We start from the raw sequence: 13,799 nt of genomic DNA on the forward strand, positions 1-13,799 counted from the left end.
TTGTTCCCGCAGGCGCGGACCCGGCCTGTACGGGGACCGGCCTGTACGCGCACCGGCCTGTACGCGCACCGGCCTCCACGCGAAACCGGCCGCTACCGCGCCGTCCTCGCGATCGACTCCAGCACCTCGCGGGGGTTGCCGTCCGGAGTCACCGCCTTGCCGATCCGGCGGCGGATCTCGGTGGCCACCTCGGACCAGTTGGTCTCGGCGACGGGGTAGAGGCGGAGGTTCTGAAGGGTGTCGAGGCCCTTCCACAGCGGCTTGTGGGCCTTGTCGGCGCGCATCGCGTCGGCGGCCGACGTGGTGACGGGGAGCAGTTCGTACTCGGCGGCCTGCTCGGTCACGTACTTGTCGGTGTAGAGGAAGTCGAGGAACTGGCCGATGGCGGTGCGGTGGTCGTCGTCACGGAAGGCGACGACCCAGTCCGCGGTGCCCATGGTCGGCGTCTCGTCGCCGTCGCGGCTCGGCAGCGGTACGGCACCGTAGGGCACGGAGTCGGAGGAGTCGTCGATCTGGCGGATCAGCGACAGCGGCGCGTTGACCATGGCCGCCTCGCCGGTGAGGAAGGCCTCGACCGCGTCCGCCCGGTTCAGGTCGCCGGGCGGGACCGGGCCGGTGAGACCCTCGCCGATCAGGTCCTCCTTCAGCCAGGTCAGTGTGGCCACGTTGGCGGCGGAGGCGATGTCGTAGCGGTTGGTGGAGTCGGTGTAGCCGCCGTCGCCGGCCAGCAGCCACATCAGCGTCTCGGCCTCCGCCTCCTCCGGGCCGAGCGGCACGGCGATCGGGTACTTCACGCCCTGCGCCTTCAACACCCGTGCGTCGGCGGTGAGTTCGTCCCAGGTCTTCGGGGGCTCCAGGCCCGCCCGGGCGAACAGGTCCTTGTTGTAGTAGAGCAGCTGGGTGCTCGCTGTGAAGGGCATGCCGTACTGGGCGCGGTCCAGCTCCCCTGCGTTGGCGAGGCTTCGGACGAAGGAGGCCTGGACGGGGACCGACAGCACCTCGTCGGCGCTGTAGAGGAGGTCGCGCGCGGCGTACTCGGAGTAGCTGTCCGTCTGCGCGATGTCCGGTGCCTCGCCCCGCTCGACGAGCTCGGCCACCTTCTCGTCGACCTCGTCGGGGTCATGGACCTGGACGTCGACGTCGATCCCCGGGTGCTCGGCGCGGAACGCGAGCACCACCCGGTCCCAGTAGCCCTCGGAGTTCTTGTGGACGCTGTCGCCGTAGTTGGTCGCGACGACCGTCAGGGAGACCGCCCCCGACTCCGCGTCCGCGTCGCCGCCGCAGCCGGAGAGCCCGGCCGTGAGTCCCAGCGCGGCTGTGACCGCCACGATCGTCCGGGCGTTGTGGCGCACGGTCCACCCACTTCCAGCTTCCTACAGGAGTCGTGATCGGGCTTGATCGTATGGTGCGTGCCGGTGGGTACGGGGCCGCGGGCGTTGCGTTTTGATTCCGACGGCGTGACGGCGGCCCGGAACGACCGGGATGTCCCCTCGCCGGCAGGAAGTACGGAATCGGCGCCAGGGTCTTCACTCGGGGCCGTTCACTCGGCCCACCACAGGCCGACGCCCCCGACGGGGGCCCGTGCGGGGCCCGTCGGGGGCGTCGACGTGATGTCATCCGGGAGGCGAGGCTCAGCCCACCTGGTTGTAGACCCCTCCCGCAGCCGGCCACCCCTGGGGTTCCTCCAGGGGCTCCGGCTGGGTGCGGCCGCGTACCTGGGCGGCGGTGAGGCCCTGGGCCGCGCCCATGGAACGGCGGCCCTGGGCGGCGGCCGCGAGACCGGGCATCCCGGTCTGGGCGACCGGCTGGAGGCCCGGGGCCGGCATGGAGGCCGCCGGTGCGGCGGGCATCGGGGCCGGGGCGGGCGCGGGGACCGGCACCGGCATCGGCATCGGGGCCGGCGCGGGGGCCGGCGACGGGAACTGCATGGACGCGGCGGCCGGCGCGGGGGCCGGGGACGGGAACTGCATGGACGCGGCGGCGGGAGCGGGCGCCTGCGCGGGGGCCGGGGCGGGCGTCGGCGCCGGGGACGCGAACTGCATGGAGGACGCGGGGGCCGGGGTCGGCATGCTCATGGCCTGCGCGGCGAGGTTCTGCATGCCGGTGCCGCTGGTCTCGCCCATCAGCCGGTCCACGGCCGCCGTACCCGAGCTGTAGCTGGTCCCGGTGCTCAGCTCGGGTACGGCGGCTCCCCTCCTGGACCCGTAGAGAACCGACTCCAGGCCGGACACCAGGCGACGCACGTCCACCTGGGGCCGGACCACGAGTCGCAGGAAGCGACTGGACGAGCCGACCTTGTTGCCGCACTCGCGGACCAGGATCCGGTGCTCGGTGAGCAGCCGGTCGCGGACCACGGTGCCCTCGGCGCCCACGGGCAGGCGCACGAAGAGGAAGTTCCCCTGCGACGGGTAGACCGTCAGCCCGGGGAGGGCGGAGAGCTGGCGGGCCATGTCCAGCCGGTCCCGGCGGACCTGGTGCAGGCTCTCCATGTACTCGGCGCCGTGGTTCTTCAGCATGAACACCACGTGCTCCGCGAAGGAGTTGAGGTTCCACTTCGGCAGCATCGAGCGGACCTTGCCGGCGAGCGCCGGGTTGGCGACGAGGTAGCCGAAGCGGATGCCGTGCAGGCCGAAGTTCTTGCCGAGGCTGCGCAGCACGACCACGTTGGGCCGCATGACCGCGTCCTGGACCGTGGACGGCTCGGACTCGGCGTCGGCGAACTCCAGGAACGACTCGTCGATGACGATCAGGTCCAGGTCGGCCATCGCGTCCATGAACTGCACCAGTGCGTGCCGGTGGAGGAAGCCGCCGTCGGGGTTGTTCGGGTTGCAGATGACGGCGACCCTGGTGCCGCGGGCCCGGATGAACTCGGCGTACTGCGCGAGGTCGAGGGCGAAGCCGCTGGACTCCTGGAGCGGGAACATGTCGACCCGCTTGCCGGTCTCCATCGGCTGGTCGGTCCAGCGGCCGAAGGTGGGGACGGGGACGGCGAGGGACTCCCGGACCATCAAGTGGTCGAGCCAGGTGATGAGTTCGGTGGACCCGTTGCCCATCGCCACGCACTGCGGCGGCAGTTGGAGCAGGTTGCACAGCTCGGACGTGATCGTGTCCGCGCTGCTCGGGTAGTACGTGATGATGTCGCGCAGCTTGCTCGCCATGTCGTCGAACATGGCGGGGGTGGGGAAGTAGGGGTTGCAGGGGATACAGAAGTCCACCGGACCCGCACCGTCGCCGCCCTCACGTGTCAGCGCCGCCATCGAGGGGCTGTGCGCCGCAGTGCTGCGGAACAACGAGGTGACGTTGTCGGCCATGGAACCTCCGTAGGGGGCGGACCCGTTGGGGACGACCGGGTCCGACGACTAAGGGCGGCCCGCGCGGGGAGCACGGGCCGCCCCTACATACGGAGGCTCGGGTGGCGCTGTTCAACCACCGAGGATTTGGCGGGAAATTGTGAGCGAGCTGTGAAGACGGCGTCGGCGGGGCTGTCGGCCGGACCTCAGTCGAACGCGTGGACCGTCGTCGAGCGGTACGTCTGCCCAGGTCGGAGCACGGTCGACGGGTAGGTCGGCTGGTTGGGCGAGTCCGGGAAGTGCTGGGTCTCCAGACAGAGCGCGTCGCCCTGCCGGTAGATCGTCCCGGAGGGCCCCACGAGCGTGCCGTCCAGGAAGTTCCCGGAGTAGAACTGCAGCCCCGGCTCGGTCGTCGAGATCCTCAGCGTCCGGCCGGACGCCGGGTCGGTGAGCGTGGCGGCCCACTCCGGCTCGGCCGTGACGCCCTTGTCGAGGACCCAGTTGTGGTCGAAGCCCTTGGCGTACAGCAGCTGCGGGTCGGCCCGGCGGAGGTCCTCGGCGATCGTCTTGCCGGTCCGGAAGTCGAAGGGGGTGCCCTCGACCCCGGCCGGCTCACCGGTGGGGATGAGGCCCGGGTCGACGGGGGTGTAGCGGCCGGCGGCGATCGTCAGCCGGTGGTCGCCGACCGAGCCGCTGCCCTCGCCCGCGAGGTTGAAGTACACATGGCTGGTGAGGTTGACGACGGTGGTCCGGTCGGTGGTGGCCTCGTAGTCGACGCGCCACTCGCCCCGCGCGGTGAGGGTGTACGTCACCTTCACGTCGAGCGTGCCCGGGTAGCCCATGTCGCCGTCGGCGCTCGTGTGGGTCAGGTGCAGCCCGACCTCGGAGTCCCGCTCGAACGGCTCGACCCGCCAGACGACCTTGTCGAAGCCGCCGGCGCCGCCGTGCAGGCTGTTGGCGCCGTCGTTGACGGACAGCTCGTACGGCACGCCGTCCAGGGTGAAACGGCCCCCGGCGAGCCGGTTGCCGTACCGGCCGATCAGCGCGCCGAAGTACGGGGAGTCGGCGACGTACTCCTCGAGGGTGTCGAACCCGAGGGAGACGTTGGCGTACCGGCCCTCGGCGTCCGGCACCTCCAGTGACTGCACGATCCCGCCGTAGGACAGGACCTTCAGCCGTGTGCCGCCGTTCTCCAGCGACCAGCGGTGGACCTCGGTCCCGTCGGCGAGCCTGCCGAAGAGTTCCTTCACGGGTGGCGCCCCACTTTCATGAAAAAAAGGGGGCCCCGCCCGTCGGCGGGGCCCCCTTCCGGTGTGTCAGGAACCGCTCTTGCGCTTGTTCCACACGTCGAACCCGACGGCCGCCAGCAGGGCCAGGCCCTTGATGACCTGCTGCCAGTCGGTGCCGATGCTGAGGAGGTTCATGCCGTTGTTCAGCACGCCGAGGACGAGACCACCGATGATCGCGCCGAGGACGGTGCCGACACCGCCGCTCATGGACGCGCCGCCGATGAACGCCGAGGCGATGGCCTCCAGTTCGTAGCTCAGACCCGCCTTCGGCGAGGCCGCGTTGAGGCGGGCGGCGATCGCCAGACCCGCCAGCGCCGCGAGCACGCCCATGTTGACGAAGACCAGGAAGGTGACCTTCTTGTCCTTCACGCCGGAGAGCTTCGCGGCCGGCAGGTTGCCGCCGATCGCGTAGATGTGCCGACCGAAGACGGAGTTGCGCATCACATAGCCGTAGCCGACCACGAGCGCACCCAGGACCAGGAGGATGATCGGCGCGCCCCGGAAGCTGGCGAGCAGCATCGTGACCGTGAGGAGCGCGGCCGAGATCGCGACCAGCTTCAGCAGGAAGATGTTGCGCGGCGCCACGTCGAGGGCGAACTCCTGCTGGCGCTTGCGGTCACGCATCTCCTGGAGGATCACGAAGCCGATCAGCGTGAAGCCCAGCAGCAGTGTGATGTTGTGGTAGTTCGTGGTGGGGCCGACCTCGGGCAGGAAGCCGTTGCCCATCTTCTCCAGACCCTTGGGGAAGGGGCCGAGGGTCTGGCCCTCCAGGAGGATCTCGGTCACACCGCGGAAGACGAGCATGCCGGCGAGGGTGACGATGAACGACGGTATGCCCAGATACGCGATGAAGAACCCTTGGGCCGCGCCCGCGGCCGCGCCCGCCATCAGACAGAGGACCACGGCGAGCGGCCAGGGCACGTCCTGCTGCACCGTCAGTACGGCCGCGAAGGCACCCACGAAGGCCGTGAGCGAACCGACCGAGAGGTCGATGTGGCCCGCGACGATCACCAGCATCATGCCGATCGCGAGGATCAGGATGTAGCTGTTCTGCAGCACCAGGTTGGAGACGTTGCGCGGCAGCAGCAGGTCGCCGCCGGTCAGGATCGCGAAGAAGGCGACGATCAGACCGAGGGCGATCAGCATGCCGTACTGCCGCATGTTGCGGCGCATGCCGTCCAGCATCAACTGCAACAGGCCGCCGCCCGTGGCCGATCCGGTGCCGCCCGGCGGCGCCGGGGCCGGGCTCTTGGCGGTCACATCCGTGCTCATCGGGTTACCTCTTTGTCCTTCGTCATCTGGCGCATCAGCGATTCCTGCGTGGCCTCGGCACGCGAGAACTCGCCTGTCAGCCGTCCCGCCGCCATGGTGTAGATGCGGTCGCACATCCCGAGGAGCTCCGGCAGCTCGGAGGAGATGAAGACGACCGCCTTGCCCTCGGCGGCCAGCTTGTCGATCACCGTGTAGATCTCGTACTTGGCACCGACGTCGATACCGCGCGTCGGCTCGTCCAGGATCAGCACGTCCGGACCGGCGAAGATCCACTTGCTGAGGACGACCTTCTGCTGGTTGCCGCCGGACAGCTTGCCCACCGGCTCGAACACCGTCGGTGCCTTGATGTTCATGGTCCTGCGGTAGCGCTCGGCGACCTGGCGTTCCTCGTGCTCGTCGACGACGCCCCGCTTGGCGACCTTGTTCAGGGCGGTCAGCGAGATGTTCCGGTTGATCGTGTCGATCAGGTTGAGGCCGTAGTGCTTGCGGTCCTCGGTGACGTACGCGATGCCGTGCTTGACGGCCTCGGCGACCGACTTCGTACGGATCTCGGTGCCGTCCTTCAGGACCGTGCCGCCCACGTAGCGGCCGTAGGTCCGGCCGAAGACGCTCATCGCCAGCTCCGTGCGGCCGGCGCCCATCAGGCCCGCGATCCCGACGATCTCGCCGCGCCGCACCTGGATCGACACGTCGTCGACGACCTTGCGCTGCTGGTCGATGGGGTGGAGCACGGTCCAGTCGCGGATCTCCAGGGCCGGTGCCGCGCCCACCTCCGTCTTGTGCGGGGTGCGGTCGGGGAAACGGTTGTCGAGATCGCGGCCGACCATGCCGCTGATGATCCGGTCCTCGGTGGTCTCCGCGGACTTCACGTCCAGGGTCTCGATCGACTTCCCGTCGCGGATGATCGTCACCGAGTCGGCGACCTTGCGGATCTCGTTGAGCTTGTGGGAGATGATGATCGAGGTGATGCCCTGCTTCTTCAACTCCAGGATGAGATCGAGGAGTTTGCCGCTGTCCTCGTCGTTCAGGGCGGCGGTCGGCTCGTCCAGGATGAGCAGCTTCACCTTCTTGGACAGGGCCTTGGCGATCTCCACCAGCTGCTGCTTGCCCACACCGATGTCGGTGACCCGGGTCTCGGGGTGGTCGTCGAGACCGACTCTGCGCAGCAGTTGGGTCGCGTGCCGCAGGGTCTCCCGCCAGTCGATGAACCCGCCCTTGGCGTGCTCGTTGCCGAGGAAGATGTTCTCCGCCAGGGAGAGGTACGGCGACAGCGCCAGCTCCTGGTGGATGATGACGATGCCGCGCTGCTCGCTCGCGCGGATGTCCTTGAACTCGCAGACCTCTCCCTCGAAGAGGATCTCGCCCTCGTAGCTGCCGTGCGGATGGACGCCGGAGAGCACCTTCATCAAGGTGGACTTCCCGGCGCCGTTCTCACCGCAGATGGCGTGGACCTCGCCCTGGCGGACGGTCAGGGTGACGTCCGACAGCGCCTTGACGCCGGGAAAGGTCTTGACGATCGAGCGCATTTCCAGGACGGGTCCCGCCATGGTCGTGCCTTCCAATCAGTTGATGCCGGCGGTTACTTGAGGTCGCCGGCCTTGATGTAGCCGGAGTCGACGACGACCTTCTGGTAGTTGGTCTTGTCGACGGCGACCGGCTCGAGGAGGTACGCCGGGACGACCTTGGAACCGTTGTCGTAGGTCTCGGTGTCGTTGGTCTCGGGCTTCTTGTCGTTCAGCAGCGCGTCGACCATGTTCGAGGCCACCTTGGCGAGCTCGCGGGTGTCCTTGTAGACGGTCATCGACTGCTCGTCCGCGATGATCGACTTCACCGAGGCGACCTCGGCGTCCTGACCGGTGACGATCGGCAGCGGCTTGTCCTTGGAGCCGTAGCTGTCGGACTTCAGCGCGGAGAGGATGCCGATGGAGATGCCGTCGTACGGCGAGAGGACGGCGTCGACCTTGCCGGTCTTGTAGTCCTTGGTCAGGATGTCGTCCATACGGCGCTGGGCGGTGGCGCCGTCCCAGCGCAGGGTGGTGACCTTGGTGATGTCGGTCTCGCCGGACTTCACGACCAGCTGCTTCTTGTCGATGTACGGCTTGAGGACGCTCATCGCGCCGTTGAAGAAGTAGCGGGTGTTGTTGTCGTCGTTGGATCCGGCGAACAGCTCGATGTTGAACGGGCCCTTCTTGGAACCGTCCTTGAGGCCGAGCTTCTCGACGATGTAGTTGCCCTGGAGCTCGCCGACCTTCTCGTTGTCGAAGGAGGCGTAGTAGTCGACGTTCTCGGTGCCGAGGATCAGACGGTCGTAGGAGATGACCGGGATGTTCGCGTCCTTGGCCTGCTGGAGCACGTTGTTCATCGACTTGTTGTCGATCGCCGCGACGATCAGGGCCTTCACGCCCTGCGTGATCATGTTCTCGATCTGGGAGACCTGCTTGGCGGGGTCGTCCTCGCCGAAGACCAGCTGGGTCTTGTAGCCCTTGGACTTCAGGTCCGCGACGACGTTGTTGCCGTCGGCGATCCACCGCTCGGAGGACTTGGTCGGCATCGAGATGCCGATGGTCGCGTCCCCGGTGCTGTCGCTCTCCTCCTTGCTGCCACCCTGACCGCTCTGGCCGCAGGCGGACAGAGTGAGGGCGAGAGAGGCGGCGGAGGCTATGGCGGCGAGTGCGGCTCGGCGAGTGCGCATGATCATCATCCTTGATGTCTTGAAGGCCTGGAACGTTCTGGCGAGGACGGCGCTTCATGAGCCGAAAGATGCCAGAGGAGATGTGGGGGATTCTGTGTGACTGCGTCTTCTTCTGTGAAGACAGTTGTCCGCTTCGTTATGAGGGATTTCCGAATCGCTTCAGTTCGCCGGGCAGCCGGGAGCCCAGCGGAGCCATCTGCCCGTCCGCTCCGTGCCGCGCCAGCAGGTCCAGGGCCAGCCGGCCGCGCCGCACCCGCTCCTTGGCCGTGGCCAGCGTCAGGTCGCGCATGTGGTTGCCGTAGGGGTAGATCCCGGGGGCCTTCGACAGGCCGAACTTCAGGTAGATCGGCGCGCCGCGCCGGATCAGCTCGGCGACCTCGTACATCCGGACGTAACCGCCGAGGTCGTCGGGCGCCTCGATGTACATGTCCATGGGCGCGCCGGACATCCGCCGGATCTCCGTGAGGTGGTCGAGCGTGAGGTCGCTCGGCACGTTGATCGAGTCGCCGCCGAGGTTCTCGTACACGGCGTACGCGGTCGGGTTCACCGGTCCGATCAGCGCCGACACCTTGAAGGTCGTGTCGGCCGGGATGATCCCCTCCACACGCGCCCGGTGCAGCGTCCACAGCACGCCCTCGTCGGCGACGAGCAGGCACTTCACACCCAGCTCGGTCGCGCGCACGGCGTCCTCGACACAGCCGGCGACCGCGTCGTGGCCCCGGGCGCGCAGGCCGCCGCCCTTGGAGTCGGTACGGGTCGAGCCGCCGATGTCCCAGGTGCCGCGCGGGCCGGTGAAGAGGCAGAGCTCGATGTCGCGCTCGGCCGTCGCCTCCACCATCTCGGTGATCTCGGCGTCGGTGAGCATCCACACGCCGCTGCCCTGGCTGATCCGGTGGATCGGCACGTCGAGCCGCGAGGCCTCCTTGAGGACGACTGCGAGCGCCTCGGGCCCCTCCACGGAGGGCACCTCGGTGCGCCAGCGGCCGCCACCGGGGAAGGTGTGCGGTGAGGCGTCGGAAGGGTCGAGGGCGGGTGCGTTCAGCCCGAGAGCGGTGAGGGCCTGCTCGCCGGGTCGGCGCGGCGCCGGAGCGGTGGTGTCGGTCACAAGCTGTCCTTCTGGCTGGTCAGATTCGATATTTCGGACGAGGTTCGCGGCTCTTGGTGCACAAAGCTCTTGGGTGTACGCCGGTACGAAGTCGTCAGGTACCCCGTACCGGCGTACGGCTCAGGGGTGTGTCATGGCCGCAGCAGGACCTTGCCGACCGTCGGGTCGCCGGACCCCACCAGCTCGATGGCCTGCGGGAACTCCGCCAGCGGCAGCTCGTGCGTGACGAGCGGCAGCGGGTCCAGCAGTCCGGCTCCGAAGACCCGCACCGTGTGTGCCCACGCGTCCGGCGCCGCGCCGAACACCGTGTGCACCTCCAGCTGTCGTACGACGAGATCCGTCGGGTCGAGCCCGTCCGCGCCCGGCGCCGGGATGCCCGTCAGGACCAGCCGCCCGCCGCGCCGCAGCAGCGCGGCGGCCGTGCGCGCCGCGTCCGCGGACCCGGCGGTCTCGATGACCACGTCGAAGTCGCCCGGAAGCTCCTGCTCCTTGGTCCGGAAGTCGGTCGCGCCGAAGCGCTTCGACAGCTCCGCGCGGTCCGGACGGGTGCCCACGACGAGCAGCTCGGCGGGAGAGGCCGCCTTCAAGAACTGAACGGCGAACATCCCGAGCGTCCCGGTCCCCACCACGGCGACCCGCTCACCCGGAACGGCGTTCGCCTTCAGCGCGGCGGCCGCGATGCACGCGGCCGGCTCCAGCAGCGCCGCCGCCGTCAGATCCGCGTCGTCCGGCAGGACGTGCAGCAGACGGGCAGGCAGGGTGAGGGTCGTGGCCATCGCGCCGGGCTGGGTGAACCCGGTCTCCTCGTACCCCGCGGAGCACAGGGTGGTCTCGCCCGCGTGGCAGCGGTCGCACACCTGACAGTTCCGGAATCCTTCGCCAACTACCTTGCGCCCTACAAGAGTTGAAGGAACGCCGGCGCCGACCTCGACGACCGTCCCGGACCACTCGTGGCCCGGGGTGAGCGGGTAGCGGACGTACCCCTCCGGCCGGTTCCCCTGGAAGACCTCACGGTCGCTTCCGCAGATCCCCGAGGCGTGCACCCGGACCAGGGCCTCGCCGGCCTCCGGCGGCCGGGCCTCGTGCGGGACGAGCCGATGCTCGCCCGGTGCCTCGATGACGACGGCGGTGGCCGCGTCGGGGGAGGCGGTCACTTGGTCCCCTTCGGCTTGCGCTGCTCCCAGCCCTCGGCCCACAGGTCGAAGCGCGCCTGCTGCTGCGGGAACTCCGCCGCCGCCTCCACGTTCAGCTCGACCCCGAGGCCGGGCTTGTCGGAGAGGTGGAAGTAGCCGTCCACGACCTCCGGGGCACCCGAGACGACCTTCTTGATGTCCGCGTCGGCGAAGTCGTTGAAGTGCTCGAGGATCTTGAAGTTCGGGGCGGTGAAGCCGACCTGGAGGGAGGCCGCCGTCAGCACCGGGCCGCCCACGTTGTGCGGCGCGACCAGCATGTAGTGGGTCTCCGCGGTGGCGGCCAGCTTGCGGGTCTCCCAGATGCCGCCGATGTGGCCGACGTCCGGCTGGATGATGTCCACGGCCTGGCTCTCGAAGAGCTCGCGGAACTCGATCCGGTCGTGGATCCGCTCACCCGTGGCCACCGGCATGTCGACCTTGGCGGCGACCTTCTCCAGCGCCTTCAGGTTCTCCGGCGGCACCGGCTCCTCCAGCCACGCGGGCTTGAAGGGCGCGAGGTCCTTGGCGAGCCGCACGGCGGTCGAGGGCGAGAACCGGCCGTGCATCTCCAGCATCAGCTCGGCATCCGGCCCGATGGCGTCGCGCACGGCCTCGATCAGCGAGACGGCGTACAGGCTCTGCTCGTGGTCCAGCTCGAAGTGGCCGGTCCCGAAGGGGTCGATCTTGAGCGCCTTGTAGCCGCGCTCCATCACGCCCCGCGCCGCCTTGTGGTACGCCTCGGGCGTGCGCTCGGTGGTGTACCAGCCGTTGGCGTACGCCTTGACCTTGTCGGTGACCTTGCCGCCCAGCAGCTGCCAGACCGGGACACCGAGGGCCTTGCCCTTGATGTCCCAGCAGGCCATCTCGATGACGGCGATGCCGGACATCACGATCTCGCCGGCGCGCCCGTAGTCGCCGTACTTCATGCGCTTGACCAGATCCTCGACAGCGAACGGGTCGGAGCCGAGAATGTGGTTGGTCTTCGCCTCGTGAAGATAGCCGAGCAGCGCGTCGGTATGGCCCAGCATGCGGGTCTCGCCGACTCCGGTGAGACCCTCGTCGGTGTGCACGAGGACGTAGGTCAGGTTTCGCCACGGCGTCCCGACCACGTGCGTGCTGATTCCCGTGATGCGCACGGTACTCCCTGCCCTCTGTAGTTCGTGGTTTGTTCGAAATTTCGTCGCTCGTTCGAAATTCTGGTCGTGACAGTAAAGACGACCCGGTCGGGGTGTCAATGGGGTGAACACACAACGGTTCGGGGCGACCTGCGCGACCTGCGCCCCCGGAACGGTACGGGGTGATCCGGGGCCGGGCTGACGCGGCGCGCGGCGCACGGATGTGAGCGGTGTCCTTGACGGGGGTGCGGACGTCCAAGAGGCCTGGAGCGGGGGTCGTGATGTCCGTTGCGTCCGTGGTGAGTTGAGGGCGGCGCGGCGATTTCCGGACGTGCCGGGGGCCCCGGGTTTCGGTCGCCGCCGGCCGGTGGAGGTGCCGGAATGTGGGCCCTGCCTGGACGTTCGGGCCGGACGGCGCGCCCGGAAGCGGCCTCGCTGCGACTCTCGTCGGCGTGATCGGGCCAAAAGCCTGTTGCCCCGCAGGTCGGTGGGCTCGATCGACGCCGTCGTGACCCGTGCCACCCGTCGCGTTACTCAAACGTGACCGCCTTCTCTGTCGCAGCCCTCTTGACCGCCGGGAATTGTTAGCGCTCACAATGACCTCCGCAACGCACCACTCATCGCCCGACGGCAGCCAAGGAGGTACGAGCGTCGTGTCGGCTATGCGTCAACTCGTCTTCCCCGTGGATGTCCTGGGGCGTTCCGGACTTCCGTTATGAAACCGGCGGCGCGGGAGAGCGCCTCCACGACACGGGTCTTATCGGCAGACGACCGCCAAGGAGGTGCGGCCGTGACACACGCGCAGCTGCGGCCGCCCACCATGGCCGATGTCGCCCGCCAGGCAGGGGTGTCTCACCAGACCGTCTCCCGCGTGCTGGGGGACCACCCCAACGTGCGGGACGAGACCCGGGCCAAGGTGCTCCGCGCGATCGAGGAGATGGGCTACCGCCGCAACTTCTCCGCACGGGCCCTGGCGACCAGGCGCACCCAGACCCTGGGCGTGGTCGCCTCCAACACCACGCTCTACGGCCCGGCCAGCACGTTGTTCGCGCTGGAGGAGGCGGCACGGGCCGAGGGTTACCTCGTCTCGACGGTCAGTCTGCGCGAACCGACCGTCCAGGCACTGTCCGAGGCCCTGGACCGTCTCATCGAGGGTGGGGTGGAGGGGGTGATCGCCCTCGCCCCGCAGCGGTCGGCGGTGGCCGCCCTCGCCGAACTGCGGCACCCCGTCCCGGTGGTGGCCGTGGGCACCGGCTCCGGTGCGGAGATCCCGAGCGTCAACGTGGATCAACACCTCGGCGCGCGGCTGGCCACCGGCCATCTGCTCGCCGCCGGCCACCGGAAGGTCTGGCACCTCGCCGGACCCGAGTACTGGCAGGAGGCCGTCGACCGGACCACCGGCTGGCGGGCCACCCTCGAGGAGGCCGGCGTCGAACCGCCGCAGCCGCTGCGGGGTGACTGGAGTCCGCTCTCGGGCTATCGTGCGGGCCAGGAACTGGCCGGCTGGGTGGGCCGCGGCCTGACCGCCGTCTTCGTCGCCAACGACCAGATGGCGCTGGGGGTGTTGCGGGCCCTGCGCGAGGCGGGCGTACGGACCCCGCAGGACGTGGCGGTGGTCGGCTTCGACGACATCCCGGAGTCGGAGTTCTTCGCCCCGCCGCTCACCACCGTCCGACAGGACTTCGCCACGGTGGGGCAGCGGAGCATCGCTCTGCTGCTGGACCTCATCGAGGGACGGGCCCCGTCCGTCTCCCGGGTCGCCATCGAACCCCAGCTCGTCGTCCGCGCCAGCACCTTCCCGTACGGGCCCCTCTCGGGGACCGCGCCGGGCTGACGCGGAACCGAACAAACGAACGTCATTCAT

Annotated in this window: 9 protein-coding genes and 1 pseudogene; 1 reads left to right on the top strand and 9 read right to left on the bottom strand. The window is 69.1% G+C overall.

All coding sequences use genetic code 11. The features are described from left to right. Nucleotides 1-92 precede the first annotated feature (92 nt). The 9 genes and pseudogenes from ACZ52C_RS00955 to ACZ52C_RS00995 all read right to left on the bottom strand — a co-directional run bounded on the left by ACZ52C_RS00955 (nucleotide 93) and on the right by ACZ52C_RS00995 (nucleotide 11,956). A complete protein-coding gene (locus ACZ52C_RS00955; RefSeq protein ID WP_469072774.1) occupies nucleotides 93-1,352 on the bottom strand; it encodes an ABC transporter substrate-binding protein in 1,260 nt (419 codons plus the stop codon). Nucleotides 1,353-1,631: 279 nt separating this feature from the next. Beyond that, nucleotides 1,632-3,311 (bottom strand): pyridoxal phosphate-dependent aminotransferase, encoded by a 1,680-nt coding sequence (locus ACZ52C_RS00960; RefSeq protein WP_469072775.1) that lies wholly within the window; start codon nucleotides 3,309-3,311, stop codon nucleotides 1,632-1,634. A gap of 185 nt (nucleotides 3,312-3,496) precedes the next feature. After that, nucleotides 3,497-4,552, bottom strand: a pseudogene (locus ACZ52C_RS00965) (aldose epimerase family protein); the annotation flags it as partial. 54 nt (nucleotides 4,553-4,606) lie between these two features. Continuing rightward, a complete protein-coding gene (gene mmsB / locus ACZ52C_RS00970) occupies nucleotides 4,607-5,851 on the bottom strand; it encodes a multiple monosaccharide ABC transporter permease (RefSeq protein ID WP_469072776.1) in 1,245 nt (414 codons plus the stop codon). Further along, nucleotides 5,848-7,398 (bottom strand): multiple monosaccharide ABC transporter ATP-binding protein, encoded by a 1,551-nt coding sequence (gene mmsA / locus ACZ52C_RS00975; RefSeq protein WP_469072777.1) that lies wholly within the window; start codon nucleotides 7,396-7,398, stop codon nucleotides 5,848-5,850. Before mmsA ends, mmsB begins: the two co-directional genes overlap by 4 nt. Nucleotides 7,399-7,430: 32 nt before the next feature. Beyond that, nucleotides 7,431-8,543 (bottom strand): multiple monosaccharide ABC transporter substrate-binding protein, encoded by a 1,113-nt coding sequence (gene chvE, locus ACZ52C_RS00980; protein WP_469072778.1) that lies wholly within the window; start codon nucleotides 8,541-8,543, stop codon nucleotides 7,431-7,433. Between the two features lie 136 nt (nucleotides 8,544-8,679). Next, nucleotides 8,680-9,648 carry a hypothetical protein gene (locus tag ACZ52C_RS00985; protein WP_469072779.1) on the bottom strand — a complete coding sequence of 323 codons (969 nt, stop codon included), beginning with the start codon at nucleotides 9,646-9,648 and terminating at the stop codon, nucleotides 8,680-8,682. A 131-nt stretch (nucleotides 9,649-9,779) separates the two neighbouring features. Further along, nucleotides 9,780-10,802 (bottom strand): zinc-dependent alcohol dehydrogenase, encoded by a 1,023-nt coding sequence (locus ACZ52C_RS00990; protein ID WP_469072780.1) that lies wholly within the window; start codon nucleotides 10,800-10,802, stop codon nucleotides 9,780-9,782. Beyond that, the gene (locus ACZ52C_RS00995) at nucleotides 10,799-11,956 is read right to left on the bottom strand and encodes a mandelate racemase/muconate lactonizing enzyme family protein (RefSeq protein WP_469072781.1); all 1,158 of its coding nucleotides are present in this window, start codon (nucleotides 11,954-11,956) and stop codon (nucleotides 10,799-10,801) included. Before ACZ52C_RS00995 ends, ACZ52C_RS00990 begins: the two co-directional genes overlap by 4 nt. A gap of 769 nt (nucleotides 11,957-12,725) precedes the next feature. Between ACZ52C_RS00995 and ACZ52C_RS01000 the strand changes: the two genes are divergently transcribed. Beyond that, on the top strand, nucleotides 12,726-13,769 hold the full coding sequence (locus tag ACZ52C_RS01000) for a LacI family DNA-binding transcriptional regulator (protein ID WP_469072782.1): 1,044 nt from the start codon (nucleotides 12,726-12,728) through the stop codon (nucleotides 13,767-13,769). The last annotated feature ends 30 nt before the right edge of the window (nucleotides 13,770-13,799 follow it).

Source organism: Streptomyces sp. NPDC034049 (assembly GCF_055575575.1).